At 66.2% G+C, this 22777-nt stretch carries 16 protein-coding genes; 2 read left to right on the top strand and 14 right to left on the bottom strand.

Annotation, left to right across the window (positions count from 1 at the left end; translation table 11 throughout):
- Window positions 1-24: 24 nt before the first annotated feature.
- The 14 genes from ASF94_RS04330 to ASF94_RS04265 all read right to left on the bottom strand — a co-directional run bounded on the left by ASF94_RS04330 (window position 25) and on the right by ASF94_RS04265 (window position 19297).
- Window positions 25-741, bottom strand: coding sequence for an RNA polymerase sigma factor FliA (locus tag ASF94_RS04330; protein WP_056662121.1), 717 nt, complete (start codon window positions 739-741; stop codon window positions 25-27).
- Between the two features lie 5 nt (window positions 742-746).
- Window positions 747-1556, bottom strand: coding sequence for a hypothetical protein (locus ASF94_RS04325; protein ID WP_056662118.1), 810 nt, complete (start codon window positions 1554-1556; stop codon window positions 747-749).
- Window positions 1546-3138, bottom strand: coding sequence for a flagellar biosynthesis protein FlhF (gene flhF / locus ASF94_RS04320; protein WP_056662115.1), 1593 nt, complete (start codon window positions 3136-3138; stop codon window positions 1546-1548). Before flhF ends, ASF94_RS04325 begins: the two co-directional genes overlap by 11 nt.
- Window positions 3135-5207 carry a flagellar biosynthesis protein FlhA gene (flhA, locus tag ASF94_RS04315; protein ID WP_056662113.1) on the bottom strand — a complete coding sequence of 691 codons (2073 nt, stop codon included), beginning with the start codon at window positions 5205-5207 and terminating at the stop codon, window positions 3135-3137. The genes flhF and flhA overlap by 4 nt, the downstream gene beginning before the upstream one ends.
- Entirely contained in the window at window positions 5204-6364 is a 1161-nt protein-coding gene (locus tag ASF94_RS04310) for a flagellar biosynthesis protein FlhB (RefSeq protein WP_056662111.1), read from the bottom strand. The genes flhA and ASF94_RS04310 overlap by 4 nt, the downstream gene beginning before the upstream one ends.
- Window positions 6365-6751: 387 nt before the next feature.
- Complete coding sequence (locus tag ASF94_RS04305; protein WP_056662108.1) at window positions 6752-7384, bottom strand: protein phosphatase CheZ; 633 nt, start codon at window positions 7382-7384, stop codon at window positions 6752-6754.
- Window positions 7385-7387: 3 nt separating this feature from the next.
- The gene (cheY, locus tag ASF94_RS04300; RefSeq protein ID WP_056662105.1) at window positions 7388-7774 is read right to left on the bottom strand and encodes a chemotaxis response regulator CheY; all 387 of its coding nucleotides are present in this window, start codon (window positions 7772-7774) and stop codon (window positions 7388-7390) included.
- Window positions 7775-7840: 66 nt separating this feature from the next.
- Window positions 7841-8815 carry a flagellar motor protein MotB gene (gene motB, locus ASF94_RS04295; protein ID WP_056662102.1) on the bottom strand — a complete coding sequence of 325 codons (975 nt, stop codon included), beginning with the start codon at window positions 8813-8815 and terminating at the stop codon, window positions 7841-7843.
- A gap of 69 nt (window positions 8816-8884) precedes the next feature.
- Entirely contained in the window at window positions 8885-9745 is an 861-nt protein-coding gene (gene motA, locus ASF94_RS04290; RefSeq protein WP_056662099.1) for a flagellar motor stator protein MotA, read from the bottom strand.
- A gap of 126 nt (window positions 9746-9871) precedes the next feature.
- On the bottom strand, window positions 9872-14221 hold the full coding sequence (locus ASF94_RS04285) for a glycosyltransferase (RefSeq protein ID WP_235505261.1): 4350 nt from the start codon (window positions 14219-14221) through the stop codon (window positions 9872-9874).
- A 75-nt stretch (window positions 14222-14296) separates the two neighbouring features.
- A complete protein-coding gene (locus ASF94_RS04280; RefSeq protein WP_056662208.1) occupies window positions 14297-15031 on the bottom strand; it encodes a bifunctional 2-polyprenyl-6-hydroxyphenol methylase/3-demethylubiquinol 3-O-methyltransferase UbiG in 735 nt (244 codons plus the stop codon).
- Complete coding sequence (locus tag ASF94_RS04275) at window positions 15024-16370, bottom strand: ATP-grasp domain-containing protein (RefSeq protein ID WP_082492978.1); 1347 nt, start codon at window positions 16368-16370, stop codon at window positions 15024-15026. Before ASF94_RS04275 ends, ASF94_RS04280 begins: the two co-directional genes overlap by 8 nt.
- Before the next feature lie 57 nt (window positions 16371-16427).
- Entirely contained in the window at window positions 16428-17567 is a 1140-nt protein-coding gene (locus ASF94_RS04270; RefSeq protein ID WP_056662093.1) for a DegT/DnrJ/EryC1/StrS aminotransferase family protein, read from the bottom strand.
- A gap of 245 nt (window positions 17568-17812) precedes the next feature.
- On the bottom strand, window positions 17813-19297 hold the full coding sequence (locus tag ASF94_RS04265) for a flagellin (protein ID WP_056662091.1): 1485 nt from the start codon (window positions 19295-19297) through the stop codon (window positions 17813-17815).
- 340 nt (window positions 19298-19637) lie between these two features.
- Here ASF94_RS04265 and ASF94_RS04260 point away from each other — a divergent pair, with 340 nt between their 5' ends.
- Together ASF94_RS04260 and fliD are read left to right on the top strand one after the other, a co-directional pair.
- Complete coding sequence (locus tag ASF94_RS04260; protein ID WP_056662088.1) at window positions 19638-21116, top strand: flagellin; 1479 nt, start codon at window positions 19638-19640, stop codon at window positions 21114-21116.
- Window positions 21117-21329: 213 nt separating this feature from the next.
- Window positions 21330-22769: a flagellar filament capping protein FliD gene (fliD, locus tag ASF94_RS04255; protein ID WP_056662084.1), complete on the top strand. Its 1440-nt coding sequence runs from the start codon at window positions 21330-21332 to the stop codon at window positions 22767-22769.
- Window positions 22770-22777: the final 8 nt, after the last annotated feature.

The raw sequence follows: 22777 nt of genomic DNA, 5'->3' as shown, positions 1-22777 counted from the left end.
CCGGCCGGTGGCCGCCTGGCTTCTTCAGTGCGACCGCATCTTGGCGCGCAACCGCGCGATGGACTGGCTGTGCAGTTGGCACACCCGCGATTCGGTCACGCCCAGCACGGCGGCGATCTCCTTGAGGTTCATGTCGTGCTCGTAGTACATGCCCATGATGTACTGCTCACGCTCCGGCAGTGTCTTGATGGCGGCGACCAGGGACGCCTTGAGCCGCTGGTCGCGCAGCACGGCCATCGGGTCGGCCTCGCTGTCGGCCACATGGCGGTCCAGGAAGCTGTCGTCGTCGTCATCGCCCCGGCTCATGTCCTCCAGGTAGACCAGCTGCGTGCCGCGCACCTTGCCCAGCAGCGACTGGTAGTCGTCCAGCGACATGCCCAGCTCCTGGGCGATTTCCGATTCGAGCGGGCTGCGGCCCAGCTTCTGCTCGATGCGCTGCACGGCATGCTCGATGTCCTTCTGGCTCTTGCGCGAGCTGCGCGACATCCAGTCGCCCTCGCGCAGCTCGTCCAGCATCGCGCCGCGGATGCGCTGGCTGGCGAAGGTCTCGAACTGCACGCCCTGGGCGGCTTCGTAGCGCGTGAGGGCCTCGGACAGGCCCATCATGCCGACCTGGATCAGGTCGTCCAGCTCCACGTTGGGCGGGAGCTTGGCGATCATGTGGTGCGCGATCCGCCGCACCAGGGGCACGTGCTGGCGGATCTGGGCATCGCGATCAAGCTGGCCTTTGGCGGTGTACATGGGAATCAATGGCTCCGAACGAAGTGCGCAGGGGGCTCGGCGGTCAGTCGGTTCGTGGGCAGGCCGGGCATGCCGTTGTCCATGGTGCACGCGTTTTCGAGCAGCTGCAAGGCCAGGCGCTGCACATCCTGCGGGCTGCCGGCGCGCACGACGGTGGTGCTCGGCGTGTGGCCCAGGTGTTCGGCGGCGCAGCGTTGCAGCGTTTCCAGCGCGCCGCGGGCCGCCTGGGTGCGCCGGGGCTCTGCCGGGCCGGGGGCCACGACCGACGCCACGGTGCACTGCACGCCGGCATGCACGGCCATGTGCTTGAGCTGGCGGTAGCTCTGCTCCACCCCGGGGGCGTCCGGCGAGGTCATCACCAGCGGCAGGGCCGGGGTGCCGCGCAGCAGCGGTGCCATCAACGGGTGCTGGGCATAGACCACCACCAGCGAATAGGCGCGGAAGATCGGATGCAGGCGCTGCATCACGGCCGCCTCACCGCGGCTGGCGCGCTCGGCCAGGCACAGCAGGCCATAGGCCGCGGGCACCACCGCCAGCGAGGTGGAAGTGGACGCGCCGCGCGAGAGGCTGCCGCCCTGCCAGTCGGGCGAGGCCAGCAGCTGCTCCAGCCCGGGGGCGTCGCCGGTTTCCCGCGCGGTGCCGTCCAGCACCACCACCGGGTAGCCCAGCCGCTGCAGGCTGGAGCAGACCTGCCAGAGCGTCTCCAGGCCCATGGTGGCGTCGGGCTGGCTCAGCACGGCCAGCCAGCGCAGTTCGGCCTGCGGCGTGACGCTCGACAGGCTGAAACCCTGATGCAGTCCGGTATCAAGCAACATCGGCCAGCCCCCGTTCGGCGGACATGTCCGGCGACTGCGAGAAGAAGAAATTCAAATCGGACGCCTTCGGATCGAAAGCCGACTTGACCGGCGAACGCATGGAGGCGCTCACCAGCTTGTGCGCGTCGGCCGCTTCCCAGTCCTCGGGCACCCGCTGGCCGTTGGTCACGCCGCGCAGCACCATCTGGTGGCGGATCAGCGCATCGATGGAAGGGCCGAGCTTCACGGCCTCGTCCACCTTGGAGAGGATGGCCTGCTGCGAGCCTGCCGTCTTGAACGCGCCCAGCACGTCGTCGAGCGTGTCGCCGTGGCAGCCGGCGTTCAGCACCAGCAGGCGGTTCACGTGGGGCAGGTCCAGCACGTCCAGCATGTCGCGCTTGCGCGGATCGCGCGGCGCCACGCCGGTGGTGTCGATCAGCACCATCTTCTTGCCGCTCAGCAGGCCCAGCAGGTCCTGCAGGGCGGCGCGGTCGTGCGCCAGGTGGGCGACGATGCCGAGCATGCGGCCATAGGTGCGCAGCTGTTCGTGGGCGCCCACGCGGTAGGTGTCGAGCGTGATCAGGCCTACGCTGCCGGGGCCGTGGATGCGTGCGCAGAGCGCGGCCAGCTTGGCGGTGGTGGTGGTCTTGCCGACGCCGGTGGAGCCCACCATGGCGAAGATGCCGCCTTCTTCATACAGCGGGCGGGCATGCGAATCGGTGCGCAGGTTGCGCTCCAGCACTTCCATCAGCCAGCGCACGGCATTGCCGGCCGACAGGTCTTCGGGCATGCGTTCGAGAATGCCGCGTGCCAGGGCCGGCGAATAGCCTGCGCGGATCAGCTTGAGCATCAGGTTGGACTGGATCGGGTCCTGCTTGGCCTGGCCCAGCCAGGCGAGCGTGTTGAAACGGTCCTCGATCAGCTCGCGCATCGACTGCAGCTCGTTCATCAGGCCCTGAGGCGCCGCGGCCTGGGCCAGCGAAGGCGCGGCGGCCACGCTGCGGCGGGCAGGCGGCGGCTCGGGCAGATCCATCGGGATGGCGCGCACCGGGTTGTGGCGCGCCACCGGCACGGGCTGGGCGGCGGGCATGCGGTGCTCACGGGGCGCGGTGAGTTCGGCCGCGTGCAATGCATGGGCCGAGTGGGCGGGTGCGCGTTCCGGCAGGGCGGGCGCGCCGCCGTCGTTCAGCGCCTCGTGGCGGCGGCGCAGCATGCGCTCGCGCACATAGTCCTGGAACGACAGCGTGCTCATCGCCAGCTGTTCGGTGTCCTGCTCGACCACTTCGCGGCCGCTGCCCTGCTGGGGGCGGGACGGCATGCGGGCACGGGTTTCGGCGGCCATGTCCGATGCCCGGTCCTGCAGCCGGCCGCCAGGCGCGGCGGCCGGGGCACGGGACGCGGGCTGGGCGGGCGCCAGCGGCGCGGGCATCGAGGCGGGGGCCGCGTCCAGGCTGCTGGAGAGCGTGTCTTCCGCCGTCGCCACCACTTCCACGCCGTTGGCCGTGGGGCGGTTCGACAGGATGAGCGTGCCTTCACCAAAAGCCATGCGCGCCTTGGCCAGGGCCTCCCGCGAGGTGGGAGCGTTGAAGCGTTTGATGTTCATGCGGATGCACCTCTGAGGATCGGGCCGATGCGGATGGTGTGGGTTTCAGGGATCTCGCTGTGGGCGAGCACCTGCAGGCGGGGGGCCACGCGGCGCACCAGGCGGGCGATGGCGTTGCGGATCGGGTCGGGCACCAGCAGGCAGGCCGGCAGGCCCATCTCTTCCTGCTTCATGGCCACTTCCGCCGCCTTCTGCGTCAGGATGTCGGCCACGCCCGGGTCCAGCGACGGGCCGCCGGCGTTGCCCAGGGCCTGCACCAGCAGGCGTTCCAGGCCGGGTTCGATGGCGATGACGTTGAGTTCGCGCGTCGGGCCGTAGATCTGCTGCACGATGGCCGGCGAGAGGGCGATGCGCACGCGGCGCGCCAGTTCCACCGGGTCGCTGATGCTGCCGGCGTGCTCGGCCAGCGTTTCGACGATGGTGCGGATATCGCGGATGTGCACAGACTCCTCCAGCAGCAGCTGGAGAACTTTCTGGAACGTGGCGATGGAAACCATTTTCGGAACGACTTCTTCGATGAGCTTGGGGGCCAGGCGGGTGACGTGTTCCACCAGTTGCTGCGTCTCAGTACGGCTGAGCAGCTTGGCGGCTTGCACTTGCATCAAGTGTGACAAATGGGTCGCCATCACGGTTTCCGAATCAACGACCGTAAAACCGGCCATTTGTGCCGCTTCCTTCTGGTGTTCGTCGATCCAGTGCGCCGGCAGGCCGAAGGCCGGGTCGGTGGTGGCCGTTCCGATCAGCGGCGTGGTGATGCCGCCGGGGTTGATCGCCAGGAACATGCCGGGGAAGGCCTCGCCGTCGCCCACCATCACGCCGCGCAGGGTGATGCGGTAGGCGCTGGGCTTGAGTTCCAGGTTGTCGCGCACGTGCACGGCGGGCGGCAAAAAGCCCACCTCCTGGGCGAACTTGCGGCGCACGCCCTTGATGCGGGTCAGCAGGTCGCCTTGCCGGGTCTTGTCCACCAGCGCGATCAGGCGGTAGCCCAGCTCCAGGCCCAGCAGGTCCACGGGCTGCAGGTCGTCCCACGAGGCCTCGCCGTCGCTCACCGGCGCAGGGGCTTCCTCGACGGGGGCGGGGCGCTTGGCGCGCTGCATCAGCACCCAGGCGCCGTAGCCGAAGCCCGCGCCCATGATGAGGAAGACGGCATGCGGCATGCCGGGAATGACGCCCAGCAGGATCAGGATGCCGGCGGTGATGCCCAGCACGCGCGGCGACATGAAGAGCTGCTGCACGATCTGGCGGCCCATGTCCTCTTCCTTGCCCACGCGCGAGATCACCATGGCGGCGGCCACGGAAATCAGCAGCCCGGGGATCTGCGCCACCAGCGCATCGCCCACCGCCAGCAGGATGTAGCTGTTGGCGGCCTGGCCGGCCGACAGGTCGTGCTGCAGCATGCCGATGGCGAAGCCGCCGACGATGTTGATCACCAGGATCAGGATGCCGGCGACCGCGTCGCCGCGCACGAACTTCGAGGCGCCGTCCATCGAGCCGAAGAAGTTGGCCTCTTCCGCCACTTCCGCGCGGCGGCGGCGGGCTTCCTTCTCGTCGATCAGGCCGGCGTTCAGGTCGGCGTCCACCGCCATCTGCTTGCCGGGCATGGCGTCCAGCGTGAAGCGGGCCGAGACTTCGGCGATCCGCTCGGCGCCCTTGGTCACCACCACGAAGTTGATGACCACCAGGATGGCGAACACGATCAGGCCGACGGCGAAATTGCCGCCGATCAGGAAGTGGCCGAAGGCCTCGATCACCGCGCCGGCCGCGCCCGGGCCGGTGTGGCCTTCCAGCAGCACCACGCGGGTGGAGGCCACGTTCAGCGACAGGCGCATCAGGGTGGTGAGCAGCAGCACCGTGGGGAAGGCGGCGAAGTCCAGCGGGCGGATCATGTACGCCGCCACCATCATCACCATTAGCGCGACGGCGATGTTCAGCGTGAAGAAGGTGTCCAGCAGCCAGGCCGGAATGGGCAGCACCATCAGCCCGAGGATGGCCACCACCAGCAGCGGGGCGGCCATGCCCTGCAGGGCGGAGCCCCACTGGCGAACCGAGTTCATCGAAGGCGTTTTCATGGCGCGTTACCTGCCGGGGCGGTGCCCCGCGTGTGGTGCGGATCGAGTTCGGGCGGAACGAAGGGGTCGGGCTGCTGGTCGGGCATGCGGCCTTCGCCGCGCAGCGCCGCCTTCAGGCGGTACACATAGGCCAGCACCTGCGCCACGGCGGAAAAGAGCTGTGCCGGAATGGGCTGCTCCAGCTCGGCGTTGGCATAGAGCGCGCGGGCCAGCATGGGCGACTGCAGCACCGGCACCGCATGCTGGTTGGCCAGCTCGCGGATGCGGAAGGCCAGCAGGTCGGTGCCCTTGGAGATGACCTGGGGCGCGCTCATCGTCGCCTCGTCGTACTTCAGGGCCACGGCATAGTGGGTCGGGTTCATCACCACGAAGTCGGCCTTGGGCACGTTCGCCAGGCTGGCGCCGTTGGCGATCTCGCGCGCCTTCTGCCGCATGCGGCCCTTCACTTCGGGGCTGCCCTCGGACTGCTTGTGTTCCTGCTTCACTTCCTCGTGGGACATCTTCTGCTTGGACTTGAAGAAGAAGGCCTGCAGCGGCACGTCGATCACGGCGGCGATGAACACCACCAGCAGCAGCAGCACCATGCCGGAGGTCACCCAGTCGGCGGCCTGGCGGATGGCGACGGGCGAGGGCTGCAGCACCAGCATCGCGACCTTCTCGATGCTGGAGCTGAGGAAATTCCAGGCCACCACGGCCAGGATGCCCGTCATCAGCACCATCTTGGAGACGGTGACCAGCTGCTGCTTGGAAAACAGATTCGTGAAGCCCGAGATCGGGTTCAACCGGCTGAACTGCGGGGTGATGGGCTTGAACGAGAAGATCCAGCCGCCCGAGCCGATGGCGCTGCCCACGGCGGCGAGGATGGTCAGCGCGGCGAAGGCGCCGCTCGCCACCAGGCCGATGCCGGCCATCTCCGAGAGCCGCTGGACCATCGTACCCGAGGCATGCACCGTGGCCGCGTTGAAGGTGAGCTGCCGCGCGAGGGCGTGCTGCAGGTGCTCGACCAGCGACGGCATCAGCATCAGCACCGCCGCCGCGCCCATGCCCAGGATCGCCAGGTGCGACAGGTCGCGCGAGCGCGACACCTGGCCGTCCTTGCGGGCCTGGCGCAGCTTCTGCTCGGTAGCGGGTAGGGATTTGTCTTGGCTGGAACTCATGACGGCATGACGGCTTCGGTCATGCGATTGTCGTGAGCGGCCCCGGAAACTAAAGGCCGAATAGCGGGAGCGAAGCGCCGCTATTCGGGCGCGCAACGCCGTGCCGGCGCGCTGCCGGCCCGGTCGGCGCAGGCCTCAGCCCCGGGGCTGCGCCCGATGCCAGCCGTCACCCCGCCCGCCCTGGTCGTGTCGAAGGGCGTGCCAATCCCGTACTGGCCGGCATGCACGGCTGGGACGCCTTTTACTGCATTTTGCTATTGTTTCAATAGCTGCCTGCGCTGGTGCCATCAGCGTTCCAGGCATGAAACCCCCTGAAATGCGCCAAACGCCAGCGCAGGCCGCTCCTGTTTTGGGAGCAGGGCAGCCGCAGCGGGGCTGCCCGAGCCGTCAGAAGCCCAGGCTGGCCAGCAGATCGTCCACTTCGGACTGGTTGGACACCACGTTGGCGGTGTTTTCCGGATCGACCACCGGTCCCTGCAGCGGCTCGCGCACGGGCTCGACGGCGGCCACGGCGGCCTGCATCTCGGGCGGCGCGGTCTGGATCAGCAGCTGCACCAGCTGCTGCTCGATGGTGCTGGCCAGGTTCACCACCCGCGCGATCACCTGGCCGGTCAGGTCGTGGAAGTCCTGCGCCATCATGATCTCGGTGAGATGCACGTCCGCTTCCTTGGTGACGCGCTCGACGTCGGTCAGGAAGTTGAAGATCTCGCCCTTGGCGACCGCCGCCACCGGGTCGGCGACCAGCGAATTCACCACGCGGCGCGTCTCGGCGGCGATGAAGTCGTGCTGCGCCTTGGCCTGCTCGACGCGGCTCAGCACCTTCTCGGCGGCCTCGCCCGTCAGCCGGGCGATGTACGACAGGCGGCTCTGCGCGTCGGGCAGCTCGCCCATGGAGCCGCGCAATTTGTCGGCGTAGCCCAGTTCATTGAGCGAATCGTGCAGCTGCCGCGTGAGCAGGCCGATCTTCTGATGGACGTCGTCGCCTCCCGCGTCCGCCGCGGCATTGCCCGGTGTTTCCATGGTTCAAAGCCCCATTTTCTTGAGGATCAAAGTCACCTTCTCTTCGAGCGTGGCTTTGGTGAACGGCTTGACGATGTAGCCGGCGGCACCGCCCTGGGCGGCAGCGACGATGTCTTCCTTGCGCGCTTCGGCGGTCACCATCAGCACGGGCAGGTGCTTGAGCTTGTCGTCCTTCTTGATCTCGCCCAGCAACTGGAAGCCGTTCATGTTCGGCATGTTGATGTCGGTCACGACGAAGTCGAACTTGCTGTTGCGCAGCTTGTTGAGCGCCACGACGCCGTCTTCCGCCTCGTCGGCATCGGTGAAGCCGCTCTCCTTGAGGAGGTTGCGGACGATGCGGCGCATGGTGGAAAAGTCGTCAACGATCAAAAAACGAAGGGCAGTGGTCACGGGGACCCTTTCGGTCGGAAATTACTGTATGGGATTGTCGTGGGCCGGCGCGTCTGTGACAAGCTGTTACTGCTGCTCGGCGGGTGGGGGATTTTCCTGCTTTTCGGCAGGCACCGTCCTGGCAGCGGCTGCGGGCGCCGATGTGCCCCCCTTGCCCAGCAGCCGTTCTTCGGCTTCGCGCGTCAAAACCGTGATGGTAATGCGCCGGTTGATGGGCGCTCGGGGGCTGGCGGGCTCCAGCAGGTCGCTGGCCGCCAGGCCAACCACCCGGCCGAGCTTGGAATCGGGCATGCCGGCCGCCACCAGTTCGCGCCGCGAGGCATTGGCCCGGTCTGCGGAAAGTTCCCAGTTGCTGTAGCCCCGGTCGCCATTGCCGTACGGCGCGGCGTCGGTGTGGCCGGCCAGGCTGATGCGGTTTTCGACCCCGCCGAGGGCGGTGCCGATTTCGCGAAGGATGTCGCGCATGTAAGGTTTCACCAACGCGCTGCCGCTGTCGAACATCGGGCGGTTCTGGTCGTCCACGATCTGGATCTGCAGCCCATCGGGCGTCAGGTCGATGCGGATCTGCGAGCGGAATTCCTTCAAACGGGCGTTCTCGGTGATCACCGCATCGATCTTGGCCTGCAGCGCCTTGATGCGCATCTGGTCCTGGCGCGCCTGCTCGGCCTTGGCCTGCCGAGCCTGCTCGGCCTTGCCGCTCTCCACCGTCATGCGCCGGCTCGACGTCGTGGAATCGGAATCCGCCCGCTTGACCTGGCCGTGCACCTTCGCCAGGTCGCTGCCGCCGCCCGGCAGGATGCTGGAGCTGTTGCCCGAGCCGTCGCCGCCCTGCATGGCGACCTTCATCGGCGAAGAGAAATAGGCGGCAATGCCCTGCAGCTCGCCCTTGGCGGTAGAGCCCAGCAGCCACATCAGCAGAAAGAACGCCATCATGGCCGTCACGAAGTCGGCGTACGCGATCTTCCAGGCGCCGCCGTGCACGGCGTGGCCACCCTTCTTCACGCGCTTGATGATGATCGGTTGGAGCTTCTTTTCCGCCATGGTGTCGATTGCAAGGTCGCAGCAGCAGCAACTGCTGCTGCCGCCGGGAGCGCTTGCTTACTTATTCGCCTACTTCTTGCCCTTCAGGTGCGCTTCCAGCTCGCTGAAGCTGGGCCGGTCGCCCGAGAACAGCACCTTGCGGCCGAATTCCACCGCCGTGGACGGGTTGTAGCCCTGCATGCTGGCCAGCAGGGTGGACTTGATGCACTGCAGCTCCTTGGCCGCGTCCTCGGTCTTCTGCTCGACCAGGCCGCCCAAGGGCTCGACCACCCCGTAGGCCAGCAAGATGCCCAGGAACGTGCCCACCAGGGCCGAGCCGATCATGCCGCCGAGCACCGACGGCGGCTGGCCCACCGAGCCCATGGTGTTCACCACGCCCAGCACGGCCGCCACGATCCCGAAGGCCGGCAGCGCGCCCGCCAGCCGCGCCAGCGCCGCCACGGGGGCGTGCGCCTCCTGGTGGTGGGTGTCGATCTCGCTGTCCATGAGGGATTCGATCTCGTGCGCGTTGAGGTTGCCGGACACCATCATCCGCAGGTAGTCGGTGGTGAATTCGATGACATGGTGATCGCTGCCCACCGTGGGGTATTTCTTGAAGATCTCGGACTCGTGGGGCGACTCCACGTCCTTTTCGATCGCCATCAGCCCTTCCTTTCGGGCTTTTTGCAGGATGTCGAACAGCATCGCCATCAGTTCCATGTACCGCGCCTTGGTGTACTTGGAGCCCTTCATCGCCATCGGCAGCGCCTTCAGCGTGGCCTTCATCACCTTGGGCTGGTTGTTGACCACGAACGCACCCAGCGCCCCGCCCAGGATGGTGATGATCTCGAACGGCAGCGCGTGCAGGATCACGGAGATGTTCCCGCCGTGGGCGATGTACACACCGAAGATGCAGCCGAGGCAGACGAGGTAACCGAGGATGACGAACATGGAGGGGTCTTGAGGGGCTCAGGCAGGCGAAAGGGGACGGGCGCCGATGACAGACGCCCGCGCCTGGATACCGATGCTAACAAGGGTATCGGTATGTAGTCTGCGCACTTGAGCGGCGAATGGCCCTTAATTCGCGGCTTGTCCGTTGCCGGGCAGCCAGGCGCGCAGCCACGACTGGAGGTGATCGCCCTCCAGCATCCAGTCGGCCTCGACGGCCGCCTTCAGCCGATCGCCCGCCGCAGCGGCCGCATCCAGGTCGTGCACATGCGCTCGGATGGCGTCCACCCAGTCCTTGAACCGGTTCTTGACGCGCGTGACCGGCAGCGCGCCCTGGTAGGGCCTCACGTCGCTGCACACCACCGGGTAGCCGCAGGCGCCGTACTCCAGCAGCCGCAGGTTGCTCTTGCACTCGTTGAAGAGGTTCTGCTCCAGGGGTGCCAGCGCCAGGTCGAGGTTCAGGTTGGCCAGGGCGCGTGGATAGCGTTCAATGGAAACCGGCCCATGGAATTCGCGCAGATAAGGCCGGATCGCCTCTGGCGCCATGCCGAAGAAAACCCAGTCCACTTCCTGGTGGAGCGCCTTCACCACATCGACGATCAATTCCAGATCGCCCTGGTGGCTGATGCCCCCGGCCCAGCCCACGCGCGGGCGGGCGCCAGCGCGCCGGGTGCTCTGCAGGCCGCGCCACCAGCGCGGGGGCAGGCGGTTCTGCACCACGCGCAGATCGCCGTGCATGCCGGCGAAGGCCTCGGCCAGCGCGGGCGTGGAAACCACGAAGCGGTCCATCAGTCCCACGGAGCGCCGCAGCAGTCGCAGCACGTCCTTGGGCATTTCGCTGCGGTGCGTGTTCTTGATCGGCAGGTTCGGCAGGTAGTCGTCCAGCTCGGCCACCATGAAGGTCGGCCGCAGCCGCTGGATGCGCTGGATCAGCCCGATCTGCAGCTCGGTCACCTGGCGCTGCAGCACCAGCGTGTCGGGCTGCAGCCGCTCCAGTTCTTCCAGGGTGAAATAGCGACCGCTGAAGCGGGCGTCGGCGATGCCGCTTTCATGCATGGCGCGTACCGGCTCCATCACCCGGTAGTGCCCGCAGCCGGAACTGTCGGCCGCAAGGGCCAGCACCACGGGCTGGGGACGCCAGGGCAGGGGCCGGCGGTTCACGGTGGCGTCGGTTTCGACGTCGAAACCGGTGCCGAACAGCGACAGGTTGGGGTTGTAGGCGCCATCGCGGGCGATGACCGGCAGCCATTTCCGGTACATCGCATCCTGCTCTGCGATGAAGCGCTCCCGCTTGGCCTCCTGCTTGGCGGGATCGACCGCGTTCTGGCTCACGCTGCCTTCATGCAGCATCACGGCGTGTGGCGTCCAGACGATGAGGTAGCCGGCCTGGCGCACCTTGAGGCACAGGTCCACGTCGTTGTAGGACACCTTGAACGCCTCTTCGTCCAGCCCCCCCACCCCCTCGAAGACCGAACGCCGCACCATCATGCAGGCCGCTGTCACGGCGCTGTAGTTTTGGTCTACCTCCAGGCGGTGCATGTAGCCGGGCGCATCCGCCGGCAGGCCGATGAACGGGTGCTCCGCCGGACCGCGCAACCCGAGCACCACCCCCGCGTGCTGGATGGTGCCGTCCGCATGCAGCAGCTTGGCGCCGACGATGCCTACTTCGGGTCGCTGCGCATGGTTGAGCAGGGCGTCCAGCCAGTCGCCGCGCAGCGTGGCGGTATCGTTGTTCAGCAGAACGAGGTATTCCCCCCGGGCCGTCCGCGCGGCCGCGTTGTTGATGGCGGAATAGTTGAACGGATGCGGGTAGCGCAGAACCCGGATACGCGGGTCGTCCATGGCCTCCAGCCCGTCCAGCCAGGCACAGGCCGCGGGCTCCGTGCTCTGGTTGTCCACGAGGATGATCTCGTAGTTCTGATAGGTGGTCTTCTCCAGCAGGGAGCTGACGCAGCGCTCCACCATGGCGAACTGGTCCTTGGTGGGGATGATGATGGAGACGGAGGGCGATGCCTCGTGGCCGTAATGGATGCGGTAGCGGCCGGGGAGGCTGGAGTCCACGCTGGCTTGAACGTAGCCACGGTGATGCAGGTGCTTGGCTATCGCGTTCACTTCGGCGGGACGGCTGGTCAGATGCGGCAGGGAGGAGACGAGCAGCGGCTCGCTCACGTGGCCGAGGCCGCCGATGCCGTCGGCGGCGATCCAACGCAGCAACAGATCCAGCTCCGCAGCGTCGGCGGCATCGAGGTCGAATCCGCCGGTCTGCAGAACAGCGTCACGTCGGAACATCCAGTGCCGGGCCATAGCCTGTGGGCACGACAGCAGCATGTCGAGATTGAAGTCAGGGCGAAACAGGGTGCCCCAGCCGCCGTTACCCGTGTCCACCCACTCGTCCGCGTAGACCGCGCGGCATTCGACCACATCTCCAGCCTCCAGCAGCAGAGTCCAAAGGCCGTGGGCGGTGAACGTTTCTCCCGCGTCCAGGAGCAGCAGCCAATCGAAGGATTCGGCCGCGACCTGCCGGTTGACCACTGTCGGCCAGTGTGCCTGCGCGGGCATCGGGACATGCTCGACGCCATCCTCTGCGAGCCCTGGAGCGGGTGTGAGCACCACGGTCTGCAACGACAGCCCTGGCGTCTGCAACGCCTTCAGGCTGGCCAGCGTGGCCGCTACCTGGGCGCTGTCGCCCTGTGCATCGCGCACGAAGACGCGCACGGACAGCGGTGCGGCCGCCGCCTGCAGCTTGTGCCTCATCTGTGCCACCTGCACGGCGTTGGGTTGCCGTGCGGCGAGCCACGGCCCCAGCGTGTCCAGCAGGGGCGGTTCGCCGCGGGACATGCGCTCCAGGCGTGCGCCCAGATCGACCGTATCGAACGCCCCAGGGGCGTTCAGCGGGGTCACGCGGGCGAACTGGTTGTTGTGGGGTCTGACCCAACCGCGCTGCCTCAGCGTGCGCTGAAAGAAGGCATAGCGTTCCCGCCCTATCTGAGCGTGAAGCCGGCCGAGATGGCTGGTCTGCTCCTGGGAAATCCGCAGACAGGACAGCGGAGCGTGCAGTAGCGCGAGGTGCCCCTGCCGCAGCAGCTGGACGTGCATGGTCAAGTCACCCAGCCAGTAGACGGGTTCGTTGTCGAGGGAAAACTGCCGGCCCGCAAGGGGCAGCACATCGGCACGGCGGACCATGACGGTGCTGGGCTCGCCGATGAAATTCAGGGTCCACTCCGCCATGACTGAAACCACATCGGTTCCTTCGATCAGTACGTCCTGCGTGAAGGGGGGCTGCGTCGCAGCGATGTCGGTCTGTCGATGGCCATGCTCGTCTATCACCGTCCGGCGCGTCGAGACGAGCGAAACGTCAGGGTGGCTGTCCAGCACGTCTGCGAGCGCTTGCAGGCAACCCGGCAGCAGCGTGTCGTCGTCGTAGAGGAACTTGATGTAACTTCCGCGGGCCAGCTGGATGCATCGACCGACATTGCCTTCCTCACCCAGCGGGTTGTGATTGCGGAAGTAGCGCACGGCGACCGGCGATGGCCGCAGCGCGAGGCCACCGTCCAGGTACCGGGCCACCACGCTTTCCACGGCGTCGCTGGAACTGTCATCGCAAATCACGACCTCGAACGAGTCGAACTCCTGCGTGAGTGCGCTGCACAGCGCCGCGTCGAGGTAATTCGCCTTGTAGGCGGGGATGGCCACCGTGACATGCACGGGTGCCCCGTCCGACGGCTCGTGGGCAAGCGGGGGCGATTGCGGCACCAGCCAGCTGGGACGGCTGCCACCGGCCTCGACCGGCTTGCGCCCGACGTGCAGAACCGAGCCGGCGCTGATTCCGTGCTCGGTCAGTGCGGCGGCGCCAAACTCCGCCAGGCCCAGCGTTTCCATCGCGAATCCGGCCTGCTGCAGGCGCTGGACAAAATCGGCTTTCGCATAAAGGCGGATATGGTCGTCCTGCCCGAACCGGCGCCAACGTTCTTCAACGCGGGCTTCCTCCGGGTCCTCATCGGTCGCCGTGGCCGTGGTCAACAGCGGTACCATCAGAATCGCACAGCCGCCGGGGGCGAGAACCCGGTGCAGTTCCCGCATCGCCGCCCGATCGTCCCCCACGTGTTCCAGCACGTGTGAGCAGATGATGAGATCGAACGAGCCGTCTGCGTATGCCTGCATGTCTGTGATGTCCACCCGGTCGTCGGCCAGGGGTGAATACAGGTCTGCAGAGCGGTAGTTGCGCCCGCCCAGCCCGCGCAGCATGGCTGAGAGTGCCGGCGCTGGCGCGATGTCCAGGATTCGCAGTGGCGGCAAGCTGGGACGCAGCAAGTGGCGTCGGATGAAGTAGGCATACAGGCGGTCGCGGTCCGATGCCATGCATGCCGGGCAGCTGTAGTGCTCGGTGTTCAGCGTCTCGAAGTCCTCGAGCGAGAATGCCGCCCGGTGCTTCTTCAGGGATGAAGCGTAATGCTCTGGTACGGGGAGGAAGTGCTCCACGCCGCTTCCGCAGACCGGGCAGGTAAAAGGAATGAGTGGGACTGGGGCCATGGTGGATGGTTCGGATGTTCGCCGTCAGGCCGCGGCGCGGCACACGGAAAAGAGGGAGCCAGCAAGGTCGGGGTATTCGAGTCCCAGCTGGTAGAGGCCTTCCACTTGGGCGGCGCCCAGAATGGCATGCGTGTGCATGGCATTCATTTGGAAGTCGGCGAATGGTTTGAGCATCAAGCCTCCCGAATGCATGCTGACGAGTCCGGCGGCCGCGATGTCCCTGTCGAGCTTGACACGGTCGTAAGTCCGCCGGTGCCCGTGCCGCCGGTCGTTGTCGGTCATCGCATCCAGCGTGTCGATCAGCCCCATGTGCCGGGCCATCTGCCGGGAGAGCGCGCGTTCGTTGGGCACGACGATATACACCTTCCCCCGCGGGGCGAGCAGCTCGCGCACTTTGTTCAGCAGCGCCCGGGGATCCAGAACATGTTCCAGCACATAGCTCAGAAAGATATGGTCATAGGTCTGCGCTGACTGGAATTCCTCGAAGAGCGACTGAACGAAGGTGGCATTGGGAATGCCGTGTGACCGCGCCTTGTCGAGGAAGATGGAGGAGCCGTCCACCACGGTGAGGCTCCGGAACTGCGGGGCGAGCAAGCGGGTCATGTAGCCAGAATCGCAGCCCATCTCCAGGGCATGGCTGTCCGGCTCGAAATACGGCATGAAGGTGCGCAGCGCCATGGACCGGATCGCCGCGTCCTGGGGGCTGTCGGCCGTGGTGTAGGTTGCGGCCAGGCTCTCCAGGAAGGTCTGTTCATCCATGCCGCGGCTCCTGTTCGGGGGCGTCTGTTCCGCGCGATGCGACACTCTGCTCGGTCAGGATTTCGATCATGCTCAGGTCAAAGGTGGGGATGCCCAGGACTCGCTGCACGTCCTGACGCTCCGAAAAGCTGTCGTCAACGAAGATCGGCCGACCTTCGGGGCGAATGTGCTCCGACTTCCTGCTGCCGTCGGTGATGTGCACGACGGCATCGAAGAGGCCATGCAGCCGATGCTGCTTCAAGGTTTGCACCAGACTCGAGGCGTGGCGGGTGAGCAGGATGACCTGCTTGCGTGCGTTGATGCACTGGAAGATCAGCTTCAAGGCATCCAGCTGTACTTCGCCGTTGAAAATCAGTGTGTCGTCCAGGTCGATGTAGAGCCGGTCGAATCGAATATCGTGTCGATACCGGTTGCGCAGGCTGCGGTCCAGCTCCACAACCCCTGGATTCCACTGGATCCGAAGCTCAAGTCCTTCTTGCTCCATCAAACTGAGCAGGGGAAAGTTGATGCCCTGCACGCGGTGGGCGGCCATGGCACCCGCGATGCGCGGTGCTACCTCCAGCAAGGCCAGGTCCCCCGTCGATGAGCGCTTCACCTGAAAGAACCAGGCCCCCCGCATGTCCAGACTTGTTGAGATGGCGGATGCCATGGCGTCGATGCCGGGCAGATCGACGGTGACGGTGCAGTTGGATATTCCGCTGCGCACGCGGTCCCGGCGACGGGCGTGGCAAAAGAGCAGTCCCTGCTGGGGCGAGGAAAAGCAGTCCACGGTGTACTCCTCGCCAGGAAGGTATTCGCAGACCAGCGGATCCTGAGCCGTTTGCACGGCGTGTGCCAGCTGCCGCGCATCATCCGCGCGCATGGCATTCAGCGAACCCTGGCCCCGGTCGGGCTTGACGAAAACGGGGAAGTGGTCGATGGCATCCAGATCGCCGAAAACCCGTGGCGTGCGGACGGCGCCTGCGAGCTTGAGGTACGTAGCGCGTTTGGATCGCGTCGTGGCGCAGGTTTCGGCAGACGGCGCCACGACCATGGCGGGCAGCCGTTCGCGCAGTGTGGTCAGCGCCGTCAGTGCGTCATCGTGCGCCGGGAGAATATGGCTGATGCCCAGCCGTCGGCAGAGATCGGCCATTGCTGGTGCGAACGTCGGGTGACTCACGTGCGGCAGCACGTGATATTCCGGGTAGAGGTGCCGGGCGTGGTTGGAAATGTCTTCGCCTGCGGCAAAAAGTCGCATGTTGCGGCAGCCCTTGAGCGCCGCGAACATCTCAAGGCCGATTTCCGTGCCGGCAGGAAAGATGAGAACCTTCCGTTCGTGCATTCCGCTGTGGCTTGCCATGGTGCGCTGATGTGGGGGGGGCGCTGACGGGTGCAGGCTGCGCAAGCGGCGGCCGGTCTAGGCCACTGCCGCGCCGGCCCGCACGTCCCTGATCAGCTTGGCCACCCGCTCTACCGTGGTGTCTTCAAGCGCCGGGTAGATGGGCAGACAGAGGATGGAGGCCGAAGCGCGGTGCGCGTTCGGCAGGTTTTGCGCCTGAGCGGACGGCAGCGCCTTGTACATGGGAAAACTGCTGATGGGCGGATGGAAGTACCGCCGGCCGTGAATGCCATGCAGCTTCAGGTGGTCGTACAACTCATCCCGCGAAATGGGATAGGCGTCGTCCACCAGGACGGGAAAATAGGCATGGTTGTGCCGGGCAGCGAGGCTCTGGACGAGCGAAATACCCGGGATTCCGGAAAGCAGCTGCGTGTAGAGCCCGTGAATTTCCGCCCTGCGGGCGATCACCTTGTCGATGTGCTGCAACTGCAGCAGCCCGAAGGCCGCGTTGATCTCGCTCATCTTTCCGTTGATGCCTGGTGCCACCACCGTCACTTCATCGACGAAGCCGAAATTCTTCAGGTGGTCGATGCGCCGCTTGGTGCGCGCGTCGGGGCTGACAATGGCGCCCCCCTCAAAGGTGTTGAAGACCTTGGTGGCATGGAAGCTCAGCACGGACAGGTCGCCATGCCGCAACAGGCTGCCACCTTCGTCACGCACGCCGAAGGCATGGGCTGCGTCATAGATCACCCGCAGGCCATAGTTGTCGGCGATGTTCTGGATGGCGGCCACATCACAGGGGTGGCCGTAGCAGTGCACCGGCAGGATCGCCGTGGTCTGGGGCGTGATGGCCGCCTCCACCTTCGCCGGGTCCAGGTTCAGTGTGACCGGGTCGATGTCCACGAAAACGGGCTTGATGCCGTTCCAGAGCAGAGAGTGGGCAGTGGCCACGAAGCTGTACGGCGTGGTGATGACCTCCCCCGTGATGCGCAGCGCCTGCAGCGCCGTCACCAGCGCGATCGTCCCGTTGGCGAACAGCGAGACGTGTTGCAAGCCCAGGTAGTCCTGGAGCCGGGATTCGAGTTCCTGATGGCAGGGGCCGTTGTTGGTCAGGATCTTGCGGTCCCAGATGTCCTTCAGATAGGGAAGAAATTCCTCCAGCGGCGGAAGATACGGCTGCGTGACGAACACCGGGCTTTCTGGCTGCCGTTCCGACATCTGGGATTCCCTTTTTCTCTACAGAAGCCGCAACATGAGGCCCAATGCGCAGGTGCATCCCGCTGCCGTTGCGTGCGCGGCAGGCTGCCGTGAGCCTGTGGGCATGCTGGCGAGCAGGGGTGGTCTGCATCGCCGAGTATGGCGCGCCCGCAGCGCCTGCCGGACGGCCTGTCCGCGCCTGCGCTGCTCAGGACGTCCACCGGCCGATGCGAAGGCTCTGTCAGGCTGGCGATGCCCCGGCCTGATTACTTCAACAGCGACAGCACGCCCTGCGGAATCTGGTTGGCCTGGGCCACCATGGCGGTGCCTGCCTGCTGCAGGATCTGCGCACGCGACAGGTTGGCGGTTTCCGCCGCGAAGTCTGCGTCCTGGATGCGGCCGCGCGAGGCGGACATGTTCTCGGACGAGGTGTTCAGGTTGGCGATGGTGGTCTCGAACCGGGACTGCAAGGCACCGAAACTGGCCCGCTGGCCGTTCACTGCCGCCAGGGCCGAATCGATCACCTTGAGCGCGCGCGTCGCGCCTTCAGCCGTCGACACGTCGATGGAGTTCACGGCTTTCTGCGTGGAGGCGGTGGCCGTCGCAGAGGTCATCGTGTCGCCGGTGCCCCCCACCGTGTAACCCTTGTCGGAGCTGTATTCCACCGTGCCCCGCGAAGCCACCGTCACACCCGTGGCGGCGGTGGTCGCCGTCGTGAAGGTCAGGGTATTGGTGCTCGACGACAGTGTGGCCGAGGCATCCTGCGAGGCCAGGCTGATGCTGCCGGCGCTGCCCGAGCCGTTGGCGATGTTGATGTCCTTGCCGCTTTCGTTGGTCAGCACCAGGCCGTCGTTGTTGCTGTTGAGCTTGGCGGTGATGCCGGTCTGCGAGGCGGAATCGTTGATCGCCTTCATGGCGTCGGCCAGCCCGGCCGGGGTGTTGGCCGCCGGCACGTTGAAGGTCACGTTGGTGGCTGTGGAGTTGTCACCCTTGATCGCCAGGCTGAAGGAGCCGGAAGTGCCGAACTTCAGTTCCGACACGTTGCGGGCCACGGCGGTCACGCCCGTGGCATCGGCGGCGGCATTCACAGCCGAGGCGATGTCGGCCGCGGTGCCTGATGCGGCCACGTTGATCGTCTTGGTCTGCAGGCCGGCGATGGTGACGGTGCCCGCAGCGGCGCCTGCGGATCCGGCGGTGGCGCCCGTGGTGGCAGCGCCACTGGCCGACGACGTCAGGTTCACGCCGTAGTTGGAGGTGCGGAAGTTACCCGTGGTGGCCGTGATCGTCTGGTTGGCGTTGGCGCCCACCTGGAAGGTGGCCGAGCCGAACGAGCCGTCCAGCAGCTTCTGGCCGTTGAATTCGGTCGTGAGCGAAATGCGGTCGAGTTCCGACAGCAGCTGGCCGACTTCGGCCTGGATGGCCTTGCGGTCGCTGGCGCTGTTGGTGGCGTTGGCCGACTGCACGGACAGCTCGCGCACCCGCTGCAGGATGTTGCCGGAACCCGCCAGGGCGCCTTCGGCCACCTGGGAGAGGGAAATCCCGTCGTTCGCATTGCGAACGGCCTGGTTCAGGCCGCGGATCTGGGAGGTGAAGCGCTCCGAAATGGCCAGGCCGGCGGCGTCGTCCTTGGCGCTGTTGATGCGCAGACCCGACGACAGGCGCTGGATGGAGGTGTTCAGGGATGCCTGGCTGGTGCCCAGATTGCGCTGGGCGGTCAGGGAGCTGATGTTGGTGTTGATGGTCGAGGCCATGGTGGAACTCCTGGATGGCGGGAAACAGTGAAGATTTCTGCCGGTTCAAGCATCACCCCCTCCGGCGTCTTTATGGGAACGATGGAAGGATTCTGGCCAGCGGGCGCCGGAGCGTTGATCCGATAAGACGCAGAAAAACCGCTCAATCCGTGCGTTTGTTCCTAAAGTTTTCCAAGGACTGCCCGAAAACCATTCCAACGGGACGTGCGAACACGAAGCAACAGTTGGCAAGCCCGCCGTTCAACAGAGGCCCCTGGCGCTGTGAACCCTGCGGCCAGAAGGTTCTGGGCCCAGTTGGCGGTAACGCCAGATCAGTCAGTTCTTTTCAGGAGATTTGCAAATGGCATCCACCATCAACACCAACCTCGCTTCGATGACGGCCCAGCGCAACCTGGGCATGAGCCAGGCGTCGCTCAACACCTCGATCCAGCGCCTGTCGTCGGGCCTGCGCATCAACAGCGCCAAGGACGACGCCGCCGGCCTGGCCATTTCGGAGCGCTTCACCTCCCAGATCCGCGGCCTGAACCAGGCTGTGCGCAATGCCAACGACGGCATCTCGCTGGCGCAGACGGCCGAAGGCGCTCTGAAGAGCTCCGGCGACATCCTGCAACGGGTGCGCGAACTGGCCGTGCAGTCGGCCAACGCCACCAACAGCGCCGGTGACCGCAAGGCCATCCAGGCCGAAGTCGGCCAGTTGCTGTCGGAAATGGACCGTATCGCCGGTACCACGGAATTCAACGGCCAGAAGCTGCTCGACGGTTCGTTCGGCTCGGCCACTTTCCAGGTGGGCGCCAACGCCAACCAGACCATTACCGCCACCACGGGCAATTTCCGTACCGGCAACTACGGTGCGCAGCTGACGGCGTCCGCTACGGGAGCGGCCACCACCGGCGCCTCGGCGGGCTCGGCAGGCGCCGCCGCCGGCACGGTGGTGATCGCCGGCCTGCAGACCAAGACGGTCAACGTCGCCGCTTCCGGCACGGCGGCCGATATCGCTGCGGCCGTCAATGCTGCTGCCGACTCCACCGGCGTGTCGGCTTCGGCCCGCAACGTTTCGGAGCTCAAGTTCGCTGGCACCGGCTCCTTCACCCTGGCTGTCAAGGGCGACAACACCACCGCAGCCAACGTGACGTTCAACGTCTCGGCCACCAGCACGGCTGCAGGCCTCGCCGAAGCCGTGAAGGCCGTGAACGACGTGTCTTCGCAGACTGGCATCACCGCCAAGCTCAACAGCGACTCCTCGGGCCTGATCCTGACCAACGAGTCGGGCAAGGACATCAACATCGCCAACGGCGGCAGCAGCGCCGCAGGTATCACCCTGGCTTCGCAGGACGCCGTCACGACGCAATCGTCCGGCACGATGTCCTTCACCAGCGCCACTGCGGCGGGCACGGGTGTGACCGTCGCCTCGCGCGGCACGGTGGAATACAACTCCGACAAGGGCTACACCGTGAGCGGCACGGGCGGCACCATGACGAGCACCGCTGCCACCAGCTCTACGCTGACCAAGGTGAGCGATATCGACGTGTCCACGGTGGACGGTTCGACCAAGGCTTTGAAGATCATCGACGCAGCGCTCTCGGCAGTGAACGGCCAGCGCGCCAGCTTCGGTGCCCTGCAGTCCCGCTTCGAAACCACGGTGAACAACCTGCAGAGCACGGCCGAGAACATGTCCGCTTCGCGTGGCCGTATTCAAGACGCCGACTTCGCCTCGGAAACCGCCAACCTGTCGCGCTCGCAGATCCTGCAGCAGGCCGGTACCGCCATGGTCGCCCAGGCCAACCAGCTGCCCCAGGGCGTGCTGTCCCTGCTGCGTTAATCGAAGCAGCGTTCTCAGGCGTGGCGGGCCCTGGCGGCCTGCCCGGCTGTCCCAGGCGGTGGCGATGCGTTCGCCACCGCTTTGTCGCTGGGGCCGATGCGCGGTAGCCGCCGGATTGGGTGGATTCTTCCGGTCTTATCGGCCCGATGCGGCGGTGGGCGTGCTTCCATAATCTGCGTTGATGCAATTTGATGCGCTGAGAGGAAACGGACCATGGCTAGCTTTTCATCCCTGGGAATCGGTCTCGGTGGCAACGTCGATGTCAATGGCCTGATCAAGGCGTCTGTCGATGCGGTCAAGCTGCCCATCACCAAAACGGGCGGCCTCGCGCAGCAGGCGGCCCTCACCAAGGCCAAGGTGTCGGCCTTCGGGCAGTTCAAATCCATGGTGTCCACCCTGTCGGATTCCCTGGGCAAGCTGACCAGCGTCACGGGGTGGAACGGCGTGAGCGCCACGTCTTCCAAGAGCGACCTGGTCACGGTCAGCGCCGTCGGCGGCGCATCGGCCACTTCTTTCTCGGTGCAGGTGCAGAACCTGGCCAAGGCGCAATCTTCCACCTCGGCCTCGCTGCAGCCCGCCAAGGACCCGGTGGGTGCCGGCACGATCAAGCTCGAGGTCGGCACCTGGGCCGGCACGCCCAAGACCTTCACGGCCGGCAAGGCCGATGCGATCAACATCGCAGTCTCGGCCACCGACACCCTGGCGGACATCGCCGGCAAGATCAACGGCTCGGGCGCCAACGTCACGGCGACCATCCTCAACGACGCGAGCGGCGAGCGCCTGATGCTGCGCAGCAAGAGCACCGGCGAAGCGGCCGGCTACCAGCTGTCGGTGACGGACGCCGACGGCACGCAGGGCGACAACACCGGCCTGTCCCGCCTGGTCACGGGTTCCACCACCGAATTCGCGCAGAACGCGAACGCCACGGTGAACGGCATTGCAGTCACTTCGCCGACCGACGCCTTCGCCGATACGGTGGCAGGCGTGACCTTCACCGCCAAGGCGACGACCACCGACCCGGTCACCATCACGGTCGCCAAGGACACCTCGGCGGTGAAAGCCAACGTGCAGGCGTTCATCACTGCGTACAACGCCCTCAACAGTGCGCTGAACGAAGCCACGGCCTACGACCAGTCCAGCAAGAGCGGGGCGCTGCTGCAGGGCGACTCTTCCGCCATCACGCTGCAGAACACGCTGCGCATGGCGCTGCAGAGCGTGACGGGCAACGGCGCACTGCGCACGCTGTCGGACGTCGGCGTGGTGATCGATGGCGGCTCCGGCAACGTCACGCCCAACGGCAACCTGCGCCTGGACACGACCAAGTTCGACAAGGCCATGGCCGACCCGGATGCCGTCAAGGCGTTCTTCCGTGGCCCCGACGACGGGACGGCGACCGATGGCTTCGCCGAGAAGTTCAAGGGCGTGACCTCCAAGCTGCTGGACAGCGACGGCTTCTTCGCCACCAAGACCAAGACCTATGACGCTGCGATCAAGCGCAACGAGAAGGACACCGAGACCATCACCGACCGTGCCGACCGCATGCAGAAGAACCTGACCGACCGCTACACCGCGCTGGACACCAAGATGGCCGGGCTGAACGCGCTCAACAGCTACATCAGCCAGCAGGTCACGACCTGGAATAAGTCGCGCTGAAAGGCTTC

The organism is Acidovorax sp. Leaf160 (assembly GCF_001424265.1).
Lineage (GTDB): Bacteria > Pseudomonadota > Gammaproteobacteria > Burkholderiales > Burkholderiaceae_C > Paracidovorax.
The sequence above is the reverse complement of the archived record's forward strand: the minus strand, read 5'-3'. Positions and strand labels throughout refer to the sequence as shown.